Here is a 24,578-nt window from a genome sequence, read left to right as displayed (position 1 = left end):
TTAGCCCACGGGCATGGTCGCGCGGACCATATCGAGGAAGGTCGCGACGATGCGCCGTGAGCTCTGTTCGCGCAGGCACACCAGGGTCTCGGTCAAGCGCCGCTGGCAGTCGACGATCGGTAGGGCGCAGACCCGCGAGTCTGCACCGAACTCCGCGGCCGACACCACGCCGACGCCAATCCCGACGACCACCGCCTCCCGCGCCGCTTCGCGCCCCTCGACTTCGATCGCCGGGCGAATGCGCAAGCCGGCCTGACTCATCTCTTCCTCCAGGGTCTGCCGGGTCACCGAACCCTGTTCGCGCAGCACCAGGGGCGTGTCATCCAGATCGGCCAGGCAAATCGATTCGCGCTTTGCCCACGGGTGGCTGTGGGCGACGAAGGCGACCATCGGGTCATTGCGCAGCATCAGCGAGAGCAACCGTTCGTCCGAGACCGCGCGGCCGAGCAGGGCCAGATCCGCTTGGTAGTTGAACAACCGATGCAGCGATTCATCGGTATTGCCGGTCTCGATTTTCACCGTGATCCCCGGGTAGCGCTCACAGAAACGCGCGATCTGCGGCAGCACATGCACCGGTGCATCCACCGCCAAGATCAGGCTGCCGGTCTGCAGGGCCCGGGAATCCATCAACAGCTCCTGAGCTTCCGCCTCGATGACGAATAAGCGCTGGGTTACGCCGAGCAGGCGTTCGCCCAGATCGGTCAGGCGCACCGAGCGTTTGTTGCGATGAAACAACAACACGCCGAAGCGTTCCTCGAGCTTGCGCACCTGATCGGAGATGGCCGGCTGGGTCAAAAACAACCGTTCGGCGGCTCGGGTAAAGCTGCCGTGTACCGCCACCGCGTGGAAGGCCTTCAACTGAGCGTGGGAAACCGACATGACCTTGCCTCTTACAAGCTGAACTTATTTTTAAAATACGATAAATCGATTTCAGTTATCTATCAGGAATTGCTTTTATCGCCTCCAGCTTCACCAGCGGTTGAACATCTGGCCATGCGTTTGGGTGATCTTTCGGCCCAACGGCAGCGTGCAGGCCAGACGACTCTCGATAACCTAGCGGAGGTGACCCACCTGCTACCCATCTGACCAGTGCTAGCCCCTCAGGCCGGCACCGAAGTGCTTCCAAAACAAAAACCAGGCGGTTCCTCGAATCTGCCGGCACACTCAAAATCTGAGGTCAGAAATACAATGAACAAGCACACTGGCGCGGCTGCCCAGATGCAGCCCTGGGATACGATTAAACGTTGGCGCATGCAGATTTTCGCCATCACCTGGCTGGCCTATGCCGGCTTCTATTTCACCCGCAAAGCTTTCTCGGTGGCCAAGCTTGGCATCACCGAAGACCCGACTTTCCATCTCGACAAGATGGCCATGGCCAACCTCGATGGCCTGTACCTGGCGGCCTACGCGGTCGGCCAGTTCACCTGGGGCATGCTCGCCGACCGCTTCGGCCCACGGGTGGTCGTTCTCGGCGGCTTGATCATCTCCGCCTTGGCGGCGCTGGCGATGGGTACCTTCGCCACGCTACCGATTTTCGCCACCTGCATGGTGGTTCAAGGCCTGGCGCAATCCACCGGCTGGTCGGGCCTGTGCAAGAACATCGGCAGTTTCTTTCCCAACGAACAGCGCGGTCGCGTGTTGGGGCTGTGGAGCTCCTGCTATGCCTTCGGTGGCCTGGTCGCCTCGCCGTTCGCCGGCTGGTGGGCCTATTCCGTGTTTCACAACTGGCAGGCGGCGTTTATCTCCAGTGCCGCGGCGGTCGGGTTGGTGGCGCTGCTGTTCTTCATCTTTCAACGCAATAAGCCGGAGGACGTCGGCCTGCCCGCGGTCGAACCGGAGTCGGAGGCCACGGCCAGCGCCGGCGCCGATGGCTGCAAGCTGAGTGTGCTCGCGCCATTACTGGCTATTCTGCGCAACCGTACGGTGATGACCCTCGGCCTGGCTTACTTCCTGATCAAGCCCGCGCGTTACGCCATTCTACTTTGGGGGCCGGTGATCGTTTATGAGCGCATGCCTGCGTTGGGCAAGGTCGGTGCGGCGATCATCCCGACGGCCTTCGAACTGGCCGGCTTACTCGGCCCGATCATGATCGGTCTGGCCTCGGACAAGCTATTCGGTGCGCGACGCATGCCCGCCTGTGTCATCAGCCTGCTGGCCCTGACGGCGTCGTTGTTCCTGTTCATGCCGGCGCTGAATACCGGCAACACGCTGATCGTGCTCGGCCTGCTGTTCATGATGGGCCTGACCCTCTACGGGCCGGACTCGATGATTAGCGGCGCCGCGGCGATCGACTTCGGCACCAGCAAAGCGGCCGGTACCGCCGCGGGCTTCGTCAACGGCTGCGGCTCGGTCGGCGCCATTCTCGGTGGTTTGCTGCCTGGCTATTTCGACACCTACACCGTGTTCCAGGTGTTTACCGGCTGCGCCTTGCTCTCCTCCTTGATCCTGCTCCCGCACTGGAACAGCCGGCCGGCTGCCCTGAGTGAGGGCCAGACAGCAGTGCCGAACACGCAGGTGCTGATTAAACCGCTACGCACCTGAACCCTTTGTTCACCTAAACCCTTTTGTTGTCTTCCCGGTGATGCGAGTTCGCTTGCGTCCTTTACCAGCGCTTTGCCTGCAGATAGGAGAACGCCATGGATATCGAACGTTTCGAGGTGGTGAAACGCCGCGCGGATATGGTCCTGCACGACAACACCGTCTACATCGGTGGCCAAGTCGCCGAGGACACCAGCGGCGGTATCGAAGCCCAGACGAGCGAAGTCCTGGCCAACATCGAGCGCCTGCTGCACAGCGTCGGCAGTGACCGCAGCCGGGTGCTCTCGGTGCGCATCCTGCTGGCGCACCGGGAAGACTACGAAGGGCTCAACCGGGTCTGGGATGAGTTCTTCCCCGAAGGTCAGGCGCCGACCCGCGCCTGCACCCTGGCCGAGCTGATCAACCCGGACTGGCGGCTGGAAATGATCGTGGTGGCGGCGCGCTCCTGAAGTCCGCCGACACCTGCAACAACACACTGGAGATTTTCCCATGCGACCTTACTGGCTCGACCAAGCGCTCAAACACGATACGTCCGAGCCCTGCCCGACGCTGCAGCAGGACACCCGTGCCGATGTCTGCATCGTCGGTGGCGGCTACACCGGGCTGTGGACGGCGATCATGCTCAAGGAGCAGAACCCGGAACTCGATGTAGTGATTATCGAGGCGGATATCTGCGGTGCCGGTGCCAGCGGGCGCAACGGCGGCTGCGCACTGTCCTGGTCGGCCAAGTACTTCACCCTTGAACGGCTGTTCGGGGTGGAGGAGGCCGTACGTCTGGTCAAAGCCTCGGAACAGAGTATTTATGCGATTGGCGATTTCTGCCGCAAATACGCGGTGGATGCCGACTACCGCCTCGACGGTACGCTCTACACCGCGACCAATCGCGCGCAAGTCGGCGCCACCGACGGGGTGATTGCGGCGCTGGAGCGCAACGGTATCAACTCGTTCACCAAACGCCCGCTGGCCGATGTGCAGCGCATGGCTGGTTCGAGCAAACACCTCGAAGGCTGGTTCTCGCCGGCCGCTGCCAGCGTGCAGCCGGGCAAACTGGTGCGTGGCTTGCGCCGGGTCGCCCTGGAGTTGGGCGTGCGCCTGTATGAATGCACGCCGATGAGCGGCCTCGAAGAAGGCAAACCGGCCACCGTCAATACCCCCCACGGCCGGGTCAAAGCCGACCGCGTGGTGCTCGCGATCAATGCCTGGATGGCCCGCGCCTTCCCGCAGTTCGAACGCACCGTGGCGATCGTCTCCAGCGACATGATCATCACCGAGCCTCGCCCGGACCTGCTGAAGAAGATCGGCCTGACCAGCGGGGTGACCGTGCTCGACTCGCGGATCTTCGTGCACTACTACCACAACACCCCGGATGGCCGAATCATGCTCGGCAAGGGTGGCAATACCTTCGCCTATGGCGGCCGCATGCTGCCGGTGTTCGATCAGCCATCGCCCTACGAGAGCCTGCTGCGCAGCAGCCTGGGCGAGTTCTTTCCGGACTTCGAAGGGGTCGCTATCGAGTCGACCTGGAACGGCCCTTCGGATCGCTCGGTCACCGGCTTGCCATTCTTCGGCCAGATGAGCCAGAGCGGCAACGTCTTCTATGGCTTTGGCTACTCTGGAAGTGGCGTCGGCCCCTGCCATATGGGCGGGCAGATTCTGTCCTCGATGGTCCTCGGTTTGGATAACGAGTGGACTCGTTCGCCGTTGCTCAATGGCCCGCTCGGCTACTTCCCGCCGGAGCCGATCCGCTACCTCGGTTCGCTGATGGTGCGCAACGCGATCCGCCGTAAAGAACAGGCCGAAGATCACGGTCGTCGGCCACGGCGCCTGGATGTCGGCCTGGCGAAGTTCGCCGCGGCGGCCGGCAAGGCAGACAAAGGTTAAAACCTACGGGTTGAGCAGCGGGCCGGGAGCTGCGACCCCACTACAAAACCCGGCCAGAACTGCACCCTCTAATAAGTACAAAAGACAGGAGATACCACCATGCGTTACGCACACCCCGGTACCGACGGCGCCATCGTTGCCTTCAAGGCCCGTTACGGCAACTACATCGGTGGCGAGTTCGTGCCGCCGGTCAACGGCCAGTACTTCACCAACCTCTCGCCGGTCAACGGCCAGCCGATCGCCGAGTTCCCGCGTTCGAGCGCCGCCGACATCGAGCGCGCGCTGGACGCCGCGCATGCCGCCGCCGCGGCCTGGGGCAAGACCTCGGTGCAGGAGCGCGCGGGCATCCTGCTGAAGATCGCCGACCGCATCGAAGCCAACCTCGAAGTGCTCGCCGTCACCGAGACCTGGGACAATGGCAAGGCCGTGCGCGAGACCCTGAATGCCGACATTCCGCTGGCCGCCGACCACTTCCGCTACTTCGCCGGTTGCCTGCGCGCCCAGGAAGGCGGCGCCGCCGAGATCGACGGCAACACCGTGGCCTACCACATCCATGAACCGCTGGGCGTGGTCGGGCAGATCATCCCGTGGAACTTCCCGCTGCTGATGGCCGCCTGGAAGCTGGCCCCGGCCCTGGCCGCCGGTAACTGCGTGGTGCTCAAGCCGGCCGAACAGACGCCGCTGGGCATCAGCGTGCTGCTGGAGCTGATCGGCGACCTGCTGCCGGCCGGCGTGCTCAACGTGGTGCAAGGCTTCGGCAAGGAAGCCGGCGAAGCGCTGGCGACCAGCACCCGCATCGCCAAGATCGCCTTCACCGGCTCGACCCCGGTCGGCGCGCACATCCTCAAGTGCGCGGCGGAGAACATCATTCCGAGCACAGTCGAGCTGGGTGGCAAGTCGCCGAACATCTTCTTCGAAGACATCATGCAGGCCGAGCCGAGCTTTATCGAAAAAGCCGCCGAAGGCCTGGTGCTGGCGTTCTTCAACCAGGGCGAGGTCTGCACCTGCCCGTCGCGGGCGCTGGTGCAGGAGTCGATCTACCCGGCGTTCATGGCCGAGGTGATGAAGAAGGTCGCGCAGATCAAGCGCGGCGACCCGCTGGACACCGAGACCATGGTCGGCGCCCAGGCCTCCGAGCAGCAGTTCGACAAGATCCTCGCCTACCTGGAGATCGCCAAGCAGGAAGGCGCCGAACTGCTCACCGGCGGCGGCGTGGAACAGCTTGCCGGCAGCCTGGGTGGCGGTTATTACATCCAGCCGACCCTGCTCAAGGGCCACAACAAGATGCGCGTGTTCCAGGAAGAGATCTTCGGCCCGGTGGTCGGCGTAACCACCTTCAAGGACGAAGCCGAAGCCCTGGCGATCGCCAACGACACCGAGTTCGGCCTCGGCGCCGGCCTCTGGACCCGCGACATCAACCGCGCCTACCGCATGGGCCGGGCGATCAAGGCCGGGCGGGTGTGGACCAACTGCTACCACCTGTACCCGGCGCACGCCGCGTTCGGCGGTTACAAGAAATCCGGGGTCGGCCGCGAAACCCACAAAGTGGCGCTGGAACACTACCAGCAGACCAAGAACCTGCTGGTCAGCTACGACATCAACCCGCTGGGGTTCTTCTAAGCGCAATGCGCCGGAGCATCGTCGATGCTCCGGCTTGGTTAAGCCGGCCGACCGTGGATCAACAAACGCCGCACAAAAAAAGGCTCACGCCATCACGGCGTGAGCCTTTTTGGTTTATATGGTGGGCCCAGTAGGACTCGAACCTATGACCAAGGGATTATGAGTTGCCTGGAAACGCGGTAAGCCTAGTGAAATCGAACTTAGGTTAGCGTAGGTACAGCAAGCTGAAAGTAGCGTGGTTACTGGGGTTGAGCGTAATTTGGCGAAACGTGTAGAAGCTGGGCACTGTACCGCTGGTGTACTGTTTTCTGTACCGCGAAACGGTCAGGATTTAGCTGTCTCATGCCGTGATTGACAGCTCTCGACCCAGGCTGTGTGAAAACTCCCGATCGATTCTGAGGTTCGCGTTGCTACGCGAAATCTGCAGAAGTTATCCGAGCTAGCCTGCATAGAATCCGCGGAAGAGCACCAAATTTGATCATTTATTGATCAGCGCTTGGCACTCAATACGTTTTCACACAGCCTGGACCCATAGCTGCCGTTGGCGAAAGGTATCCATCGGCCAGCAGCTGCCAGTGAGCAATGATACATTTGCACAACGCAAATTTTGAAAATGTTCCACCCCAGAAAAATAGGCTGGAACATTATTCACCAAACAGCTTCACTCCTAGCGGAATTAACCAGCTATCACCAAAATTGGAAACTTAAATCCTCTTATTCCATTTCCTTCGCGGTCAGCTCCACAATACCTTCAGCATTCTCAATATCATCTATATACAACTCATCTTCTACCTCGACATCATCATCATCAACGACTGACGCCAAATAATCGACACCATATGGCTGAATTTGAGCAAGAGTCCGATCAAATTCACTTATATTTCTGCCGATACTAATTCGTTTGTAGTGCTCACGAAGTGCGGAAATTTGAACAACTATTTCTGCATCACTCAGCACCGAAAGAGCATGAAAGGCAATAACCAATACTGCACTTAAATTTTTATTAACGCGCTCATCAGCTTGAATTTTTGGAGCGGTTCTCAGTTTTTCAATATAGGCGAAAGTTAACTTGGGCTTCCAATAGTCCCTAGAGAGACCAAAGCAGGTATCTAAGGCAAAAGCAGACAAGTCACTCTCCTCAAAATCCCCTCGCATAAAACCTTCCAGCAAAAGGTTTAATATTTTTACGGGCGGAATTTCTGCTGAACCGTTACTGTGGCGATCAAGGCTCCACACCCATAGAGCAACGTGTGCGATTGCAGGGTTATCGGAAAACAAGAAAGATTCTGTGCTTTGACTGAGCTTGGTCCCGACTACAGTGAACGTTCCACGAGTGGATTTACCATTCCATAGAATACCCACGCAAGTCATGAGCCCCAAACAAATCTTTTCATCGGAAGAGCTACTTAAAAGTTCATGTAGTTCATCCTGTCCTTCTTCGCTGAGCCAATAGGTTGTAGGCTTTCTGTGTGCGGCGAAACTTGCGTAGCTATTTCGAACCCATGCCTCTGCTGGGAAATCCATCGGCTCATATAGCTTCCATGCTTGGTTGATAAGTTCACCTGCATAAGGCCCTCGACACAAGGTTTTCCAATCCATGCTAGACTGACATCCTCTTGCAAAATACGCTATAAGCTTAAGTGCTTCAGCAAGCGTCCTTGGCTCAGCCTGCGCTTCTTCTATGAGACTTTGAACCAATCTTGCGATAACACTAGGCAATACGTTCGGGTGAGAAATCCACTCCTGCTTCCCTGCAAAACCTTTCCCTTCATCCATCTTCCTCTTAAGCAAGATCCCTTTTTTAACCAATGCTTGTACGACTGACTCACCTTGCTTTCCCGCCAGAACGGCGGTCATTGGTATTACTTCTTTCCACTCATCAGAAGCAAGCTTGTCATTTAAAGGTTTCAATATCGGGGTCTTGGCGTCATAACCAACATAGTTACCTTCAACAACCGCTAGGGCTGCCAGGTACTCTTGGAATGTTAAATGCCGAAACTGATAGAAGGGGACAGCCCTGCCGTTCTCCACTTGATGGCCGGCCTCTAGTAGAAGACTTGACCTTAGCTCAACGCGCTTCAAGAACTCATAAGGTGTATCTTTGGCGTAACGTTTAATCTGAGGGACATTTTCTCGAGCCTTCTCAAGAAGCTCCAGCAGTTCTCGCTCTGTAGCCGTTTGCTGCCCCGCCTGCATCAATTCGTAGGCTATGTAAGACAATTGAGGTATAGCTTCTTTCATATTAAGCGCATCATGTCCCTTAATATTCCAGGTATCCAGAAGCACCTCAACGGCTCTCCCGTAGAGACTCACTCTGTCCGGGGGTAATCGGCCTGCACCGTGTTTAACAACGAGTAGCATTGTTAAAAGTAATGGATTTTCGGCAAGTCTTCTTAGCGCGACATTAGAGGTAAGGACGGTACCAAGTGACTCCGCCTCTTGAATAGCCTCTGGCGCATTCCCAACCATAAGTTTGTGCCAGTGACCACAAAGCAAGCGTATGGCATCTGAGCTTAATGAAGCTACTCTCCACTGTTCACAATATGTCGCCAAGTATGGGGCAACAAGATTGAAGCCAGCCTCTCTGCTAGTTACGACAAGCTTCGTTTTTGGAAATTGATCCAGAAACCCCCTCAAGTTTTCCACGAAAATTGTTCTATCAGCATCGTCATGTATTTCATCGAGCCCATCAACGAGAAGCAATACCTTTCCCTGCCTAAAAAGCGGTGTCAATGCACCACTAAGGCCTTCTAATCCAGGCTGGCCAGTTATGTCTGGAAGGCTTTTCAGAAGAGTCGCGATTGGCAGTGTTATATGCTCTCTCCACTCTCGACATCTAATCAATACTGGGGTTATCTCGATATTCGGTAAATGATCATCGCTCTTCAGTCTTCGATCTGGACTAGCATATGCAACTGCCAATCTTTTTAATAAAAGACTTTTCCCTCCTCCCGGGAGTGCCAAAAGAGCCAAGCCTTTAGTTTTTGAAAAGATCTTACCAAATGATTGAGCATCTTTATTTTTTCGCTTCCAAATAGTTAGTTTTTTTTGCCGTTCTGGATCATCCAGTGATATATCTGGAGGGCATGGCAGTAGATCCAGCGGTACGAATAGGCGTTCTAGATCAAAGCGACGTTGCGCAGTGTCCATATCTGCTCGAACGCCTTCGATAGTCATCTGGCCGCAATCTCTTACTAAAAACTCTTTATAACTATTCAAAAGTTTTGCGTTTTTATCGCTGCGGGAGGCCTTTTTTATAGTTGGTGTTCTTGCATTTTTGGGGGATGTGACCTGACTGAACATGTCACATAAGAAATTTGGCAAATCCGAATGCGAAGAACCATAACCAAGGGGGTCGACAAATCCTTGCCAGGTTAAGTCGGCATGACGCTCAGGAAGTTGCTTCTCGTCAACCAGCGCGTAATGCTGGGGAGTTGAAGCGCCCATATTTGACCTCAACCACATGATTAGCGCAGAAAAATTCGGATCCGAAAAGGTATCACCACAACCAATAAATAACAGGCGCTTGAACGCCCCTAAATATCTCTGAAATAAATCGCGAGTCTCACTGTCCAATGTTTTTTCATAGTCTCTTATTCCTAGGATGCATGTTTCAGGTTGCTGCCAATGACCATGCAAATGCAATATCCCTTTCTCCTCACCCCTAATCCATGCGGAGGATTTACGAGTATCGGACAATACGATTGTTGGAAGGTTGGTCACGCTTTCTAGCAGAGAGTCATAGTTAAGCGTGCAAATTGGAATACCCATGCTTGAAATATGATTGATTGCGCGAATCATATCATTATTTTTTGGCGTGATATTCTCAAATGACTCATTAAGCCACCGTGCGTACAGATCTCCAGTCGGTGCATTAAGTTTTCGGCTAATATATTCAGCCGCACTTAAGACATCATCTATATCTGATGAGTGCAACTGATTACTCCAAAAGCCAATTTGTTCGCTGGAGACTTTTCCTTTAACTCCGGCAAAATCAAATCCACTTTTTATAAGCCCAGACCAAGAAAGTGATTTATAATAATTATTGGTTACGGAAATGCTACAGCCAGTCCCCACAACAACTACTAATTCCCCTTTGCTTATAGACTGTCTGATGCTATTTGTAGCCGCGCTTTCTGTCATGTTATTAACTAATATTTAGGTGGCTGATAATCAATAAGGATATTTTGAACCCTTCACCCTTTGTTGATCGCTAGAGGTACGTGAAGCCTAATGTAAAATGCAATGGGATCGAAAACAAGGCGCTTGCGATTGCCAGTAGCTTTGCCGCTCCTTTCAGGAAGAATATTCGACCGCGTTGGATTAGTTGAGGATTATAAAGCGAGCAGGACTCACACCGAATACCAGCACAGTTGGCTCCAGCGGCTGCCTCACAATCTTTCAAGGGCAAATTGCCACAACCATATTGCAGAGGCTGTCGCTCATGAATGGGCGCTTTTGGCCGGATTCGGTCATTCGTAAGTGTTAGCTTTCGCCTTGAGAGGTTTCGGCTTAATGCCTACTGCTCAAGTTGCATGCCAAGCTAAGGGCTATTCAGTATATGGATAGTGTCGCCCTAATACTCTTACGAACTCCCCTATAACCCGGTAATATGATGATTGTTCCTCTGTTAATTCTAGTGTCTCAAAACCATCGTTATATGAATTTGGTTTCAATAGGATTTTTTTCTGATACCAGCCACTTTCGTCCTCCATCTTGAAGCTTTCATACTCCTTGACGGTGTAATGGGAGCCACTGTCGCCATCAATTGCATCGCTGTGTTCTACCAGAACGATCTTTCCATTACGACTTCCGCCGCGTTCTAGGCGAAACAGACAGGTGGCACCGTTGGGGATAATTTTGTTCATAGATTCCCCCACTACTTTGCATGCAAAAAGGCTTTCACTCGGATTCATGTCATCTGGGACAGCAATCCACTCCTTATGCTCGGCCTGTTGAAGCTTGCTGAAGCCTCCTGCCGCTGCCTGCAAATCATAAAAAGGTACAGAATTCACATAAGGGATGAGCTTGGTTACTTGTTCCTGCGGCCTTTGTTGGGCTGATTCGTGCAGGGGGACATGCTGTGCTAAGTACTCACGAAGCTCTTTATTGCAGGCATAGACAAAAGTACCCTTGATGCCCCGAAGCATGATGGTCTTATAAATGTTTAGAATGTATTGCTTTAAGTCGGCGGGGGACTGAATGCTTTGTTTTCCATTGCGATCAAAATACTGGTCTGCATTAATTATAATTTCATTGCGCTCCTTGTTATAGGTAATCTCCTTCCCAAAAATTATGGCGGCATAGTTCAGGTCGTATCCTTGGGTGGTGTGAATGCAGCCTACTTCCTGTTCGGAGTTCTTTGCGTTGATCCAGTCTGTATTTGTGCTATTCCAGCGTAGTAGATTGCCCTCAATTTCAATATCAAAAAGGTTGGCATCATTTTTTGATATCCAGGGCCAGGCATAGCCTGCAATCAGTCGCGACAGCCCAAACTGACGATTCTTTTCCTGAATGGTCTGTACCATTGCGTCAATAGAGTCAAATAGTGAAAATTCATAATTCTTTGATGTGAATATTTTGCCTACTTGCAAGCGTACATTGAGCAGAGCATCCACAAACTCAACGTAAGTATTTCCGCCTCGAACGCGGAATTGTGATGCCAGTGTCTGAACCTGCGTTGTACTTGCTGCCTTTAGCTCAGCAAAGTCCTCTGGGTTGGCATCTGAAGGTTTGATAGATTGGCTCTCGTCATAAAAGAAAATAGCCTTGTTCGCCTGTTTGCCTACCCAATCCACCTCACTGCAGGTGCCTTTGTCAAAACCCAATACCTCACAGGCTTTATCAAAAGCACCATAATAAGCCCCTAGGTTCACACGTTTGCGCAAACGGTGTGATTCATCTACCAGTACAATGTCGTATGCTTGTTTGGCTAACTCAGATGGGCTAATCACCATGTCAGCGCTGAGACCGTTAACATTTCTAAAGGCTTTTTTCAGTGTATTCCTGAAAGAAGTCATAGGTACGACCAAAGCCATTCTCGGCTTTTTATAAAGCTGCTTGAGTAGCAGCAGTAAATCACGCAGTTCGGTCTCCTCGTTGGAAAATTCGCGAAAATTTAAATCGCTATCATCAGACTGCAGCAGCTTGAACAAAAAAATTGCCAGAATAGACTTGCCCGTGCCAGCCCCACCCTGAACCACTAGGCTCTTAACTTTGTCATCCAGCAATGCATACATGATACCTAGCAAGCCTTGGCGCTGATCAAAGGAAAGTGTCTTGTAGGGTGAGTATTTGAATAAGTCAGAATTATCAATGGACTCCAGTGAGTGCTCTACCACGCCCTCACTACGCAGCTTGTTCCAGGCTTCCTTGAATATATGGGCGTAGAGATCATTCTTCTGGTAATAGTTGTGTTCAACTAATCCGAGATTGCCATTAAGCAGTGAAAAATTTCCATCAGCTGCCATGTACTTGATGAGGGCGGACTCCATGTCGAGTGTCGCTGACTTGTTAAACCGCTCACTGCTAATCATGTGCACTGAGGTTAGCTGGTTCTTCTCATCATGTTTCATGTGGGTGTTTATGCGGGTGAGCGTATCTGTGGTTTCACCAATATAGGCTCGTTTTTTTGTGCCATCGCTTAATATATACACTAAGGGCCAGTGGTTGCTTGCGTAGGCGTTGTTACGGATATCGTCCAAAGCCTCTCGAGAAAAGGCATAACAATTCACTTCAACCAAATGTTCGTGGCTCATAATTCGGTGTACTTCTTGGCGGAGCCTTTGGCTTTGCTCACTGGGTATTTCTTTTCGTTTATTTCGATCTTGTCGAGCACAATCTGCTGCACATCCAATTCATAGGACTCTGCAAGCAGCAATGCATAGGAAAATACATCCGCCAACTCTTCCTTAATTTTTTCAATGTCTGCTTCTTCAGGTGACTTCCATAAAAAGGCTTCAAGCAACTCACTTGATTCAATGCTCAAAGCTAAAGCGAGGTCTTTAGGGTTATGGAATTTTTTCCAGTCGCGCTCGTCACGAAACTGCCTTAATTTCTTTATTGCTTTGTCCATAATCAGGGGGCACCGAAAGTAGTCGTAATGCGAAGAGGTTATTGTCGTTGCCGTCTGCGGCTGCAGCCAATATGGGGCTCACAACAGCCTAGAATTTGAAATGGTCATAGGTTGTCCTTATTGTGAGTTCGTTACTGGTTGAGTGTGTGCGGCAGCTCTATCAAGCCAAAGGGTGCATAGTGCGGCATTTAGGAAAGGCGCTGCAGCCCCAGAACTGTTGACCCGCTTTCGGGCCTGATTTCACGGTGCGGATCAGCAGGGCGCTGCCACATTTCGAGCATTGCCGCTCGGCTGTAGGGTCACTACGGCGTTTGAGGTTTTGCACGTGCTCACGGTGGGTAGCGAGAGTTGGTGCGCGGCGGCCGGTTTGCAGGGTATGCATGAGGGCGTCGACTTCAGCCTCGCTGAATACCGGCTGCTGGAATGACTTGATGTAGCGGATAAAGCCAATGCCCTGGGTGACGTTGGCCGGCACGTTGGTTTTGAAGGTGCTGCCCCCGACGAAGGTGATCACCGAGTGCAGGTGCTCCGGGCTTACGCCAAGGGTGGCTTCCAGCGCCTTGAGGTGCTTGTAGTTCTGCCGTAGAGGATTCTGGAACTTGAACGAGCGTTTGTAGAGCTTCTGCGTCCACTGTTGCTGCTTCTCGCTGCCAAAAATCCAGCCGCTCATGTTCTTCGTTTCCAGCACAAAGATGCCGTAGGGCGAGAGGAATACGTGGTCGATCTGCGTGGTGCCGTCGGGTGCGCTCAGGGTGACGTTATGCAGGCGGCGGTAGGTCTGTTTATCCAGCTGCCAATGGGCGAACAGACGCACCAGGAGCTCGCCGATATGGCCCTTGGCCCAAGGCGACTTGAGCAGGCCGATCAGCAGCATCAGCGGGATAAACCAGCCAAGCGTGCCCCAGACCTGCGCGATGACGGGAGTGAAGTCCATTTCTTAACCTTCAGCAATCCTCAGATATTCCGGATATTACCGAAAGTAAGCGCAAGTGGACGAAAGTATTGCAGGGCGCTCTAGCTTGTCCCTTTGAGCGTCATGCGCGTATGGGGGCAGGCCATGATTTCTTGCACTGCCTGGCCTGCGGAGCGGTAGCCTGATGGCTCTGCGTTGCTTGTTTAGGTTGCCTCGCTGCCTTGCACACTTGCTGCGTAATTAACTTGATAGCGGGTGCTGCGCCCACCGCCAGATAGGCGGTTGAGGCAGCCTTTTTCAAGGAGGTCGCCTAGGTGGCGGGTCGCGGTTGCTTTGGAAACCTTGGCCACGGCCTGGTATTGGGCGGCGCTGATACCGTTCTCAAAGCCGCTTTCGCCGCCATCGAGTAGGCGGTTGAGCACTTTGATTTGTTCGGCTGATAGGGCATGGCTGCGGTGTGCCTGCCAGAAGCGAGCCTTGGTTAGCACTCGGTCGATGCGGGCAATGGCTTGTTCCAGGCTCTTGAGCAGTGTTCCGAGAAACCACTGCAGCCAGGCGGTGATATCCAGTGTGTCTTTCTGGCTGGCCTCAAGGATGCGGTAATAGCCAGCGCGGTCGTCGAGGATGCTGGCCGACATGGCGTAAAAGCGGATGGCCTGCTGCTCGCCTTGGGCCAAGGCCAGGTCGGTGAGAGCGCGAGTGAGGCGACCGTTGCCGTCATCGAAGGGGTGCAGGGTGACGAACCAGAAATGGGCAATGCCGGCGCGCAACAATGGATCGATACTGGTACCTCTGCGGCTGCTCTCGAACCAGGCGAGGAAGTCGTCCAGTTGCTGCTTCAGCCCGGCGCGTGGCGGGGCTTCAAAGTGTACGGTGGGTTGGTCCAGGCGGCCGGAAACGACTTGCATGGGCTCTTCGCCGCGTAGCGTGCCAATGCGCAGTGGGCGGGCTAGCAGGTTGTCGTCGCTGGGGAACAGCCAGCAGTGCCAACCGTACAGCCGCTTTAGGGTAAGCGGTTGCTGGTGTGCACTGGTGGCATCGAGCAGCAATTCCGCCAGGCCTTCGGAACGTGCCGTGGTGCGGCACTCCTCGCTAAGCCCCAAGCGCCGCGCCAGGGAGGAGCGCACCGAACCGACATTCAGCTGCTCACCTTCGATGGCTGATGAGGTGACGATGTTCTGCAGCAGGGCATCCAGGCTGCTCTGTGCTTCAGTATCACCACCGACAGCACCGAGCATGCCGAGCAAGCGCCCCTGAGCCTGGGTGCAGGCGCGTAGCAACGGGGCAAGCAGTTCGGCTTGCCAGCTGAAGTGCGGCCAGTTGGGCTGCTGCCAGATCCAGAAGGGGTCATTCATGGGGCCTGCTCATCTGTGAGCCGATTAGAGAGCTTATTCGGCTCATCGCTTGAGCTGATTGTGCCGGCTAATCGGCTCACTGTCTAATCCTGAGGTCAGGTTGTTTGTGGCCAGAGGCATCGCGGCTGGTCAGGGTTGCTTATCCAGTTGCTGCAGGCGGCTCAATACTTCTTCGCGAGATTGAGGGAAGAAAATCCAGTTCCTGTACTTGGGGTTGTACTCGCCGCCTAGTTCGTTTCGCCAGGATTTAAGCAGCTCTGCGATCTGTGGATTGAACGACCAGGAACGCACGGCCGCTGAACCCGTTGGCAGTATCCGTGCAGATACCCACATGCCCATGACCGTAAAGCGATGCTCGATGCATTTGGTCACGGGCTCGGTTACAGGGGGCTTAGGAGTAATGGATAGCCAAGCTGTTGCTGGCTGAGCTGCCATTAGAGGCTGCTCGGGGTAGACCCATGATTTGTTGTGCGTCTGCTCCAGGATATGGGCTTTCACCTCTTCAGATGGAATGGACTGCTTGCTGAACAGCAGTTCGCTGAGGTCAATTTCGACGGTATTGATGCCGGCGTTTTTAATCCGCTCCAGCTTTTCTTCGCCAATGAATGAGGTGACCGCGACCTCGATGAATAGCTGGCTGCCATCTCTCAGGTGGGCGACCAGGTCAGGTTGGAATCCTTGTTGTGGGACTTCTTCATCCACCTTTTCGAAGTCCCACCAGCTGGTTTTGTCTTCGCTCGCCGGCCAATTGCCAGGCATCGGGGGAAGCTGCAGGCCGAGTTGGTTACGGATGACTTCTTTGGCGTACAGGTGCAGCAGGCTTTCTCGATGGATGAAGCAGCTTTCCTTGTTCGAGTGGTGGGAGAAGTGATGTTCACGGATCAGGCCTTTGCGGGCGAGGACGGGCTCGCCGCAGCAAGCACAGGTGCAATTGCAGGCAAGCCCGCGCAGGGCGTTCTCAATGGTGATCAGTTGGCCGTTTGGATCGAGTGCAACGAACATGCTTATGGGCAAAGCCTCTGGTGTTAAGACGGCTCCAAGAGTCATGATTTGTGCGCTGTGAAACTTCCCCCCATCCCCACAAGAAGGGGTTCATGTAGTGTTCTTGTTGATGTTGTAATGCCTCTAGACCGGTGCTTTCAGGGAGAAATAGATGTTGGATGTGATGCGGTGCCTGGATGAGGAGCTAACGCAAGTCCCAGCTCATGGGTTAAAGGCCTACATGGTTTTGAGGGTGTTGTTGGACGCCAGTATTAAGGCGCTTGAGCAGGGCAACGCTGAGCCCCAGACATTTGACCGGCCAACAATACTGCGCTTGTGTGAGAGCAAGGAAAATGCTGCCAGGGTGAACCCTTCTCGCTGGCTGACGCAGAGCATGTTGGAGACGTTCTTGGATGCCCGTAAGGGAGCAATTCTTGCTCGGCTTGAGCGGGCGGGACTGCAAGAGATACCGGCAATTGGCACGAACGACAGTGACGGCGGTTCAGGAATTCAGCGCCTGTTTTGGTTGAAGACAAGGCCGGTTGAACGGGACACATCAAAGCAGGAGGGTGTCATCGGTTCGAGTGCGCAGATTGTCTACACGCGTTCAGACGTCGGAGCGGTTAAGCCCGCCTGGTGGCTGCGACTGTTGTTCAAGAATGGAGAGCTGAAGAACAGAAGCTGGCGAGGACTGTCTTTGCTCTTGGTCGTCCTGATCGGAATGGTAATGCTGGCGACCTGGCTTGTCGGCGGGTTATGGAGTGTGGCATTAGTCGATCAGGCGCTTACATTTAGGCAACTGGCGACCGCTTTCTTCATGTGTGGATGCGCTTGGGTTGTGTGGCGCAGTGCTTATTTGCCTTGGTGGCAGCTGGTGGATGATCGTGTAATCAAGGTACCGAGCTTGCTTCTATCGATCTTGGAAGACTCTGCAGAGCTGGAAATGTACCGCGATAGCGAGAAAAGCCCTTGGACGCGTTTTGTTCGCTTTACCGGAGATTGTCCGCTCTGTAGTGGTCGTGTCTCGCTAATGCCAGGTAAGCCAGAGCATAAATTGCCTCTGGTTGGGCGCTGTAGCGAGAGCCCACACGCACATGTATTCAGTTTTGATCGTGCGAGATTGTCGGGGATCTATATTGGCCCGCGACCGGGCTCATAAATTTTCGCGCCCGCGAAAATCGCAGGTGCAGGGTTGCCCTTATGTTCGAATTGAGCGACTAAAGGGGTCGTAGTGATTTGTTCTGCCTAAATCACTACGACCACTTAACTGACCTCTTAACTGTGCCACCGGATTCGCCGATGGGGCAGCGCATACGTTCAAGGCTTTCACGGCCGACCTTGAGTGCATGGCCGACTGGCTGCCCTTATCGCCCGGCAATCAGCGCGGCTTGCAGCGCGCCGATGGTGCGTTTGTTGTCCTCCAAGGCTGGGTAGTCGTCGAGTATGCGTGATCTCTCGTACACGAAAGGTCACGCAATGAAACTGCCTATTTGCTTTACGGTCCCCATTCGCTTGGACTAGTCTGGCGCATCGCTAGATGTAAGGACGCAAAAAGTGTGTTGCTCTGCTCCTAGAGGTGCGCCGCCTTCATCTATTTAAGAATGGAAGTGCTGTTTCGGGGGGGGGGGGTAATTTTGGACCAAATAGCGGAAGTTGCGAGCGAACTACTGGCGGCGCATTCTGCGCTCGTGCTGCATGACTCTAATGAAGCTGAAACTCGAAAGAAGTTGATCGACAAAATTGTCGAGCGATTGCTTGGCTGGGATGATGCTGATATATCCTACGAAGAGCGAGTATCTGAAGATCGGCAGACAACTTATGCGGATTATATAATTCGTACTGCCGACATATCATTGCTGATTGAAGCCAAGAGGGTCGGTAAAGCTTTCGGCGTGGTGCCTACGCAGAAGCGGGTTAAGCTCTCCGGGAAAATAATGGAGGGTGATACAGGAGCTGCGATTATTCAGGCGCGAGATTACTGCCGGAAAAAGTCAATTCCTTTTGCTGTCGTGACCAACGGAAGTCAGTGGATAATATTTCCAGCGGTTAGGACTGATGCGATATCTTTCTCCGACTCGTATGCGATTGTCTTCGACTCTTTGGAACGTATTTTAGGTGAAGAACTGGATCATTTTGTTGATCTTCTTTCGCGTTCGGCTGTGGTTGAAGGTAATTTGGCTATTGAGTTGATCGGTAGAAATACGGATCAATTTGAGGAGCGAAGGTTAAACAAGTTTTTTAAAGGTTCTAGTATTAAGCGGTCAAACCCGATTTACCCGCTTATAGAAAATGAAGTGATCAGTGCTTTTTCTGATTCCCTTCTGGAGGCAGAGGATTCTTTGCTTGAAAAGTGCTATGTAAAGAATGCGGATAGACAGAAATTTGATAATCGCATACAGATGCACTTACAGCGACGAGAGCCGCTTTTCTCAGTCCAGCCAAAAAAACCGATGCGAAAGAAAGAAGCGTCAACGCTGGTTGATTCGATTAATTCCGCCTCTGCATCTCATCGGCCGTTGGCAATTTTGATTTTGGGAACAGTCGGTACGGGGAAGACTACTTTTCTACAGTATACTAGGAGGGTGGCTTCTGCTCAATATTTCGTGAAGTCCTCAAGTTCCCCTTATCCGCATTGGATTGATATCGACTTCCGTAACTTTTCTCGCAATGAAAGCCCTTTGGAGTTTATATATTCGCATTTGTTTTCTTATGTGAACGATGATCCGTACTTTATGGATTTCAATCGGGCTATTAGGGCAGCTTATAAACGTGACATAGATGCGTTGAAGGCGGGGCCGATGTTTCTTGTTGCAAGGAATCCAGAGGAATTTGATAAAAAGATCACTGAAGTGATAGTTTCTGATTATAATCAGAAACGGCCATATGTGGACAAGTTGATGTCTTATGGTGCTAAGAATGCGCCGATTTTTTTGGTTATTGATAACGTTGATCAATTCGAAGATGACAGGGTGCAGTCTGAGATTTTTTCAGATGCCATGGCTATTGCGGGCCGGTTGCACCTCAACCTGATAATTTCAATGCGTGAGTCTACCTATGTCAATCATCGTGGCTCCGCAACGTTCGATGCCTTCGATTTCGACCCGCTTCATATTGAGCCGCCAGAAATTCCTGCGGTTCTGTCGCGTCGGTTCTTCCTAACGGGGCAATTGTTGTCCGGGAAAACTGGAAGTTTTACTTCGGTCAATGGTGCAAATTTCAAAGTTGAAGATTTGTCTGTCTTTATTGATATCGTTAGGGCTTCGGTCTTGGGGACTGAGGTTGGTGAGCGGATTGATGTTTTGGCAAATCATGATGTCCGCTTGGCATTGCGGATGACGCGAGAGTTTCTCGCTCGCGGCTATACTGATCCAGCCAAAGCACTTCAAAGCTTCCGAAGCAAAGGGGCATATGTACTTCCAAAACAGGAAGCTTTCCGCTCAATTCTTCTTGGTAATCAATCTGTCTATAGTGAGGAATTTTCTGTTCTTGGTAATCCGTTCGACTCTAGGTTAGGTAAATCAAACGGTGGGCTGCTGCGATTGTTCGTCTTGTCTGCTCTTGTTCGCCAGAGTAGTGCCTCTGGCGGTCACTTGGATGGGCCAGAGATTAGGGACAACATACGTTCAATCGGATTTTCGGAAGATGACACACTCAGAGTGCTGTCGGATTTGTGCGATTTGCGGTTTGTTCATACTAAATCGCATGGCAAAGCAGATTTGGCCAGCGGTTATTTCGCAAGCAGATTGGGTGGGCATGTCGTTAGGGCTCTAATCGCAGATCTTACCTTTGTAGAAAATATTTTGATGGATACGTTCATCTCGGATAAGGATATTTGGGACACTCTGAGGGAGCTTACTCAGGAAATTCGGGACGAGCGCGAAGTCGTAGAGCGGTTAACTTTGCGGGTCAAGCGTGCGAAAATTTTTTACGAATTAATGGCGGATCAGTATAGGCCATTGTTAGAAGAGGCAACTAAGCGGGGCCTTGGTCCGATTTGGCTTGGTAACCCATTGGAAGAAATGCGATCAACCTTCGAACGGGACACCGTGCAGGCATTGGCATCTGCCCGGCGTATATACGGGAAGTGAGCGAGAAATTCTGGTTGCAGGTGACTATATAGGTAGATGTATGCTTGAAATAGTTAAGCAGGTGTGCGGTTTTTCAAGGAGGCAAATAGAGGAAGCTCTACCAAAGGGCTTTTTTGTGGCTTACTCATCTGGGCCATCTTTGGGATGCCATTACTACGACGCGCGTGCTTTCGTAGACGGAATTTTAATTGCAGAATCTCATGGGCATATACTTCCAGAGCGGGAGTTCAGGGTCACCGGCTTAAAAGTCTATGCTGACTATCGGGGTAAAGGATATGGTCGCAAGATTTGTGAGCGATTAATTGAAGAGGCTAAAGCGGCTGGATGTCAATTTCTGCTATTTGAAGGGGTTGATCTTGATAACGCGGTGGCAGTACAGCTCTATCGAAATTTAGGCTGTGTATCGATAAAGTCGAAAACATACCCCTCCAGAAAAGATTTTGAGCAGAGTCTTTAGCTTCGATCTACGGACTTTTTCTGAGACCCGTATCAAGAGGTAACCGACTAGATGAGGATCGTATAGCTGCGAAGGGCGTTTGCCGTTTGCGGCAGGCCCTGCTTGAAGATGCATTCAATGAACTCTTCGGGTGTGTACGGGTTGCGGGTCAGGGCCCGGCGCATCTCGGTCGCGGCGGCCAGCACTGCAGCCTGGTCGAGGTCCCAAAGATCCATGATGAACTCGTCTGGGTGCTGAGCTTCAACATCGAATGCGGCCAGGGCCGCCGGCGGGAAGTCCTTCAGGTTGAAGGTCACGATCACCTCGGCGTTGCTGCGAATCGCCGCGGCGAGTACATGGGCGTCGTCAGGGTCGGGTAAGACCAACCCGGCGCACAGCGTTTCATGCCCGGTGACGATTGAGTCGGGCACGGCAGCCTCCATGAGGCGAGAAACGCGATCGAGCTGCTCGCGCGTCAGATCCTGGCGGTTCTCCAGCAGGTTCCGCTTCCACTCTTCATCGATCTGCGCCGTCCACTTGGCCCTGTAGAGCCCCTTCCCGGCCAGCCGTATCAGCAGGTCGCGAAGGGGAGCAGGGTAGAGAACGCACGCGTCATAGACGGCAGTGAAAGGCGAGTGCCGCATCAGTAGCCCATCCCGAGCTCTTCGGAGAGGTTGGCCAGTTCGTCCATGGCTTTGCGGCTGGCTTCATCGCGTTGCTGTTTGTACTCCATCAGGTCGGAGAAGAGCACGCGGCGATGGCGACCAGTTTTGTGATGAGGCAAAGCACCTTCCTCCAGCAGTTTCACCAGGTGAGGGCGAGAGACGTTCAGCAGATCGGCCGCTTCCTGGGTGGTCAGCTCTGCGTGGACAGGAACCACTCGAACCGAGTTGCCCAAGGCCAATTCGCCAAGGATGTCCACCAGCAGGCGCAGCGCGCTGGTGGGCAACTCAACTTGGTGAGCCCTGTTCTCGGCATCGTAGATTTCGATCCGCTGAGTGTCTGTCTTGGTCGACAGGAAGGCCGCGAGATCGCGCTGCCCCTGCACCGCGGCAGCAACCTCGCGAGCCTCAGGGAAGCCGGCGAGTTCGGACACGTTCATGGTTGTACTCCGTTCGTGCATTGCTTAGATTTACAACCCCATCTTAATCGAAATAAACGAAAACGCAATAAACGAAACGACGAACGAAGCTGGCTTTGGACTCAAAAGCCGGCACCTGGCGTGATCAGTCCAAGTGGTGCCAAATGATCATCGAGAGCAGAGCCGCCGAGATGCTATGGGCTCTCCTAGCATGCACTGATCTGGTAACGAGTACTGCGCCCCCCACCAGGGAGTCGTTGCAGTACTCCCTTCTCAACAAGATCAGCCAAGTGCCGGGTATCTTTTCACCGCGCCTCAATCTCATCCTGGGTGAGGAGCCTGGGACGGCTATCACTCTTTTCTCGCGGTTCGCTCTTGCTGACTGGTTTTGGCTGGTCAGTTGGGCTCGGTGCTGGTGAGCCGAATAGGTGAGATTATTCGGCTCACCAGTGGCTGTTTTATTCGTTGTGCCATAGGCCATCTGTCACGGTCTAACCTATTCGATGCAAATTTAGAGCTTCAGCTCCGTGTAAGAGGCTCTAAGTCGAGCGATTTGTTCCAAAAGTTATGGCATGCGCCTTGAAACCGTAGGCCATCGTGACAGATGGCCTACGCCGCTTTTCCTGCAGACGAAGCCTCTAAGACATTGCCGCTCCCACATACCTGGGTCTTTGGCCATCTGGGCCTTCTGGCCTAGATAAGATCAGGTTGTTCACCGAACACCTGAAAGCCTGGTACGTACAGTTCACGTTTCCTTCCTCATGCAGCACCCGCCAAATTGCCCTTACGGAGTGTCCAGCCTTCAGTGCTTCCTTTACCTCGTCGAGCGCTAGAACGAACTCTGCTCGGTGACGAAGGGGATGGTCGGGCGAATCTGCCAATACCTTCTCAGCGATTCGTATAGTCAGGGGTTTATGTGGCGCGGCGGATTTCTGCATAGTGTTCATCCCTCAAGAGTCATAGTGGATGGATAATGAGCTGGATTGCGCTGATTCAACTGGCGCTGGCGATCCCTCTCTTTCCAGTCCTGGAGTCCACACCAATAGGCTTTTTGCCAATGGATGCGCGCTTTCGAGCGGCGAGGATGGGGGCAGCTCAGAAAACTCTCTCCGCGTTGCCCTGCATCATGTCCTTCATACCAGGCTGCGCTTTGAGGTTCGATTGCATGGTAAGACGCCTGATTTTTGCTCATCATGCGTCTCCTTTCGCGTCGCTGTTGTACGGCTGCTTGTTCACGAAGGCAGCGACTTCATCGCTCATGCCGCCACCAGCGAGACTGTCGCCAGAGAATTCATTTGGCTGTTCTTTGCTGCTTTCCTGAGAGGCGTTGTCGTTGCTGCGAATAGCTGTGGCGGCTTGTCCGCCAGTCGTCTCGGCCATGCGCGCTTTGAAATCTTCCAGAACTGAGCCCGTTTTTTCCTGAGCGGCAGAGCCAATACCTTTAGCAAGGTTAGCGCTCATATCTGCTGCAAAGCTCAAGCCGGTATTCATTGCTTGAGTAAAGCTGGAGGCCTGGTGCCCGGATGAACGTTGGCTCATGCCGCTTGAGTCGTCATTGCTGCGCCCAGCAAACATCCCCGTTGCGTTGCTCATATTGGCTTGGGTTGAGGTGAACGCCGCTTTTAACGCAGAAGCTCCTCCGCCGATCTCCGTAGCGCCGGCAACAAGCGAATTACCTCCAGTCGCGACAGCGGCAGCGGCCATGCTGGCAGCTCCAGTAACTGCCCCAGCACCAAATGCGCCAACAGCACCGCTACTTGCACTGCCCACGATGCCAGACACCATTGCTGGCACCTTATCCACTAGGTAGAACAGTACGATCGCGACAATCAGGATCACCCCCATTTCCTTGAGGCTGATGCCCTGACTCATCTGTGCGTAGTACTGATCAAGAAGGCTTTTGCCAATGCCCACGAGCAGCACCATGACCATTAGGCTGACCGCAACGCCGATGACACTTTTGTAATAATTAATCGCGATGTCGGACGTCCAGCGTGCGCCTCCAAAACCAAGGAGAAACACTCCGCCGTAGGCCAGTACCCAGCCGGAGCACAGAAGTACCAGCATATTCGCCCCGATCAGCGCGAGAATTACCAGAACCGCCACGCTAAGAATGATCCCGCACAAACTATCAACCGGCGACCAGACGCTTGACTGGTCTAGGACTCGGAAAAAGATTTCGAATCCGATGTCCACGATGCTTGAGGGACTGAGGCTATTACCTAATCCGGTGGCGTCACCGCCGATCTGGCGCAGAGATTGGATGATGGAAGTGGCAAACGCTGGCCCGTTAATTAGCAGCCACCAGAAGAAGCCCGTGAAGATCGTGAAGCGGATAAATTCGGCGAAAAATTCACCTATGTCTGCTTTTCGCATCAGCATGAACCCGAACGTCCAGACCATGCTTATCATGACCAACGACCAAAAAAGAAAGGTGGCGTGATTCACCATGATGCTTCCCCACTGGCTTGCGGAGGTTGCATAACGTTGAAGAACGTTATCTAGGACTCCCGCGCTGTCGACGGCCGCCAGCACATCAACCGAATAGAGGGATGTGGCTAAAAGCAGGGGAAGGGCTACGGAGCTTTTGAGTAAGTCGGAAATTTTCAT

At 53.5% G+C, this 24,578-nt stretch carries 19 protein-coding genes and 1 pseudogene; 7 read left to right on the top strand and 13 right to left on the bottom strand.

Translation table 11 applies throughout. From position 1 onward, the window contains the following. A complete protein-coding gene (locus tag D3879_RS03160; RefSeq protein ID WP_119952640.1) occupies positions 1 to 879 on the bottom strand; it encodes a LysR substrate-binding domain-containing protein in 879 nt (292 codons plus the stop codon). A gap of 309 nt (positions 880 to 1,188) precedes the next feature. On the opposite strand from D3879_RS03160, the gene D3879_RS03155 reads away from it, so the two are divergent. The 4 genes from D3879_RS03155 to exaC all read left to right on the top strand — a co-directional run bounded on the left by D3879_RS03155 (position 1,189) and on the right by exaC (position 6,039). Then, positions 1,189 to 2,541, top strand: coding sequence for an MFS transporter (locus D3879_RS03155; RefSeq protein WP_177412356.1), 1,353 nt, complete (start codon positions 1,189 to 1,191; stop codon positions 2,539 to 2,541). Positions 2,542 to 2,636: 95 nt separating this feature from the next. Then, positions 2,637 to 2,987 carry a RidA family protein gene (locus tag D3879_RS03150; protein WP_119952639.1) on the top strand — a complete coding sequence of 117 codons (351 nt, stop codon included), beginning with the start codon at positions 2,637 to 2,639 and terminating at the stop codon, positions 2,985 to 2,987. Between the two features lie 40 nt (positions 2,988 to 3,027). After that, positions 3,028 to 4,419 (top strand): FAD-dependent oxidoreductase, encoded by a 1,392-nt coding sequence (locus D3879_RS03145; RefSeq protein ID WP_119952638.1) that lies wholly within the window; start codon positions 3,028 to 3,030, stop codon positions 4,417 to 4,419. Positions 4,420 to 4,518: 99 nt separating this feature from the next. After that, entirely contained in the window at positions 4,519 to 6,039 is a 1,521-nt protein-coding gene (gene exaC / locus D3879_RS03140; RefSeq protein ID WP_119952637.1) for an acetaldehyde dehydrogenase ExaC, read from the top strand. 714 nt (positions 6,040 to 6,753) lie between these two features. Here exaC and D3879_RS03135 read toward each other — a convergent pair. The 6 genes from D3879_RS03135 to D3879_RS03110 all read right to left on the bottom strand — a co-directional run bounded on the left by D3879_RS03135 (position 6,754) and on the right by D3879_RS03110 (position 16,384). Then, positions 6,754 to 10,182 carry an SIR2 family protein gene (locus tag D3879_RS03135; RefSeq protein WP_119952636.1) on the bottom strand — a complete coding sequence of 1,143 codons (3,429 nt, stop codon included), beginning with the start codon at positions 10,180 to 10,182 and terminating at the stop codon, positions 6,754 to 6,756. Between the two features lie 407 nt (positions 10,183 to 10,589). Further along, positions 10,590 to 12,797, bottom strand: coding sequence for a DNA/RNA helicase domain-containing protein (locus D3879_RS03130; RefSeq protein WP_119952635.1), 2,208 nt, complete (start codon positions 12,795 to 12,797; stop codon positions 10,590 to 10,592). Further along, positions 12,794 to 13,114, bottom strand: coding sequence for a nucleotide pyrophosphohydrolase (locus D3879_RS03125; RefSeq protein WP_119952634.1), 321 nt, complete (start codon positions 13,112 to 13,114; stop codon positions 12,794 to 12,796). The genes D3879_RS03130 and D3879_RS03125 overlap by 4 nt, the downstream gene beginning before the upstream one ends. 160 nt (positions 13,115 to 13,274) lie before the next feature. Next, on the bottom strand, positions 13,275 to 14,048 hold the full coding sequence (locus tag D3879_RS03120; RefSeq protein WP_119952633.1) for a nuclease-related domain-containing protein: 774 nt from the start codon (positions 14,046 to 14,048) through the stop codon (positions 13,275 to 13,277). Between the two features lie 182 nt (positions 14,049 to 14,230). Next, positions 14,231 to 15,382, bottom strand: a complete 1,152-nt coding sequence (locus D3879_RS03115; RefSeq protein WP_119952632.1) for a Fic family protein — start codon at positions 15,380 to 15,382, stop codon at positions 14,231 to 14,233. Between the two features lie 129 nt (positions 15,383 to 15,511). Further along, entirely contained in the window at positions 15,512 to 16,384 is an 873-nt protein-coding gene (locus D3879_RS03110; protein WP_158592058.1) for a competence protein CoiA family protein, read from the bottom strand. Between the two features lie 151 nt (positions 16,385 to 16,535). Here D3879_RS03110 and D3879_RS03105 point away from each other — a divergent pair, with 151 nt between their 5' ends. The 3 genes from D3879_RS03105 (at position 16,536) to D3879_RS03095 (ending at position 20,908) form a co-directional block, all read left to right on the top strand. Continuing rightward, positions 16,536 to 17,522 (top strand): hypothetical protein, encoded by a 987-nt coding sequence (locus tag D3879_RS03105; protein WP_119952630.1) that lies wholly within the window; start codon positions 16,536 to 16,538, stop codon positions 17,520 to 17,522. 442 nt (positions 17,523 to 17,964) lie between these two features. Continuing rightward, the gene (locus D3879_RS03100) at positions 17,965 to 20,451 is read left to right on the top strand and encodes a P-loop NTPase fold protein (RefSeq protein WP_177412354.1); all 2,487 of its coding nucleotides are present in this window, start codon (positions 17,965 to 17,967) and stop codon (positions 20,449 to 20,451) included. Positions 20,452 to 20,491: 40 nt separating this feature from the next. After that, on the top strand, positions 20,492 to 20,908 hold the full coding sequence (locus D3879_RS03095) for a GNAT family N-acetyltransferase (protein ID WP_119952629.1): 417 nt from the start codon (positions 20,492 to 20,494) through the stop codon (positions 20,906 to 20,908). A 47-nt stretch (positions 20,909 to 20,955) separates the two neighbouring features. Here D3879_RS03095 and D3879_RS03090 read toward each other — a convergent pair whose 3' ends face one another. The 6 genes and pseudogenes from D3879_RS03090 to trbL form a co-directional block, all read right to left on the bottom strand. After that, positions 20,956 to 21,531 carry a PIN domain-containing protein gene (locus D3879_RS03090; RefSeq protein WP_119952628.1) on the bottom strand — a complete coding sequence of 192 codons (576 nt, stop codon included), beginning with the start codon at positions 21,529 to 21,531 and terminating at the stop codon, positions 20,956 to 20,958. Continuing rightward, positions 21,531 to 21,989, bottom strand: coding sequence for a helix-turn-helix domain-containing protein (locus D3879_RS03085; RefSeq protein WP_119952627.1), 459 nt, complete (start codon positions 21,987 to 21,989; stop codon positions 21,531 to 21,533). Before D3879_RS03085 ends, D3879_RS03090 begins: the two co-directional genes overlap by 1 nt. Before the next feature lie 185 nt (positions 21,990 to 22,174). Continuing rightward, positions 22,175 to 22,267 (bottom strand): annotated as a pseudogene (locus D3879_RS27760) (hypothetical protein); the annotation flags it as partial. A 339-nt stretch (positions 22,268 to 22,606) separates the two neighbouring features. Then, positions 22,607 to 22,906, bottom strand: coding sequence for a TraK family protein (locus tag D3879_RS27755; protein ID WP_158592057.1), 300 nt, complete (start codon positions 22,904 to 22,906; stop codon positions 22,607 to 22,609). Positions 22,907 to 22,911: 5 nt separating this feature from the next. Further along, positions 22,912 to 23,160: a hypothetical protein gene (locus D3879_RS26230; RefSeq protein WP_147411092.1), complete on the bottom strand. Its 249-nt coding sequence runs from the start codon at positions 23,158 to 23,160 to the stop codon at positions 22,912 to 22,914. After that, positions 23,160 to 24,578: a P-type conjugative transfer protein TrbL gene (trbL, locus tag D3879_RS03080; RefSeq protein WP_177412353.1), complete on the bottom strand. Its 1,419-nt coding sequence runs from the start codon at positions 24,576 to 24,578 to the stop codon at positions 23,160 to 23,162. Before trbL ends, D3879_RS26230 begins: the two co-directional genes overlap by 1 nt.

Source organism: Pseudomonas cavernicola (assembly GCF_003596405.1).
Lineage (GTDB): Bacteria > Pseudomonadota > Gammaproteobacteria > Pseudomonadales > Pseudomonadaceae > Aquipseudomonas > Aquipseudomonas cavernicola.
This window is presented reverse-complemented; position numbering and strand designations above follow the sequence as displayed.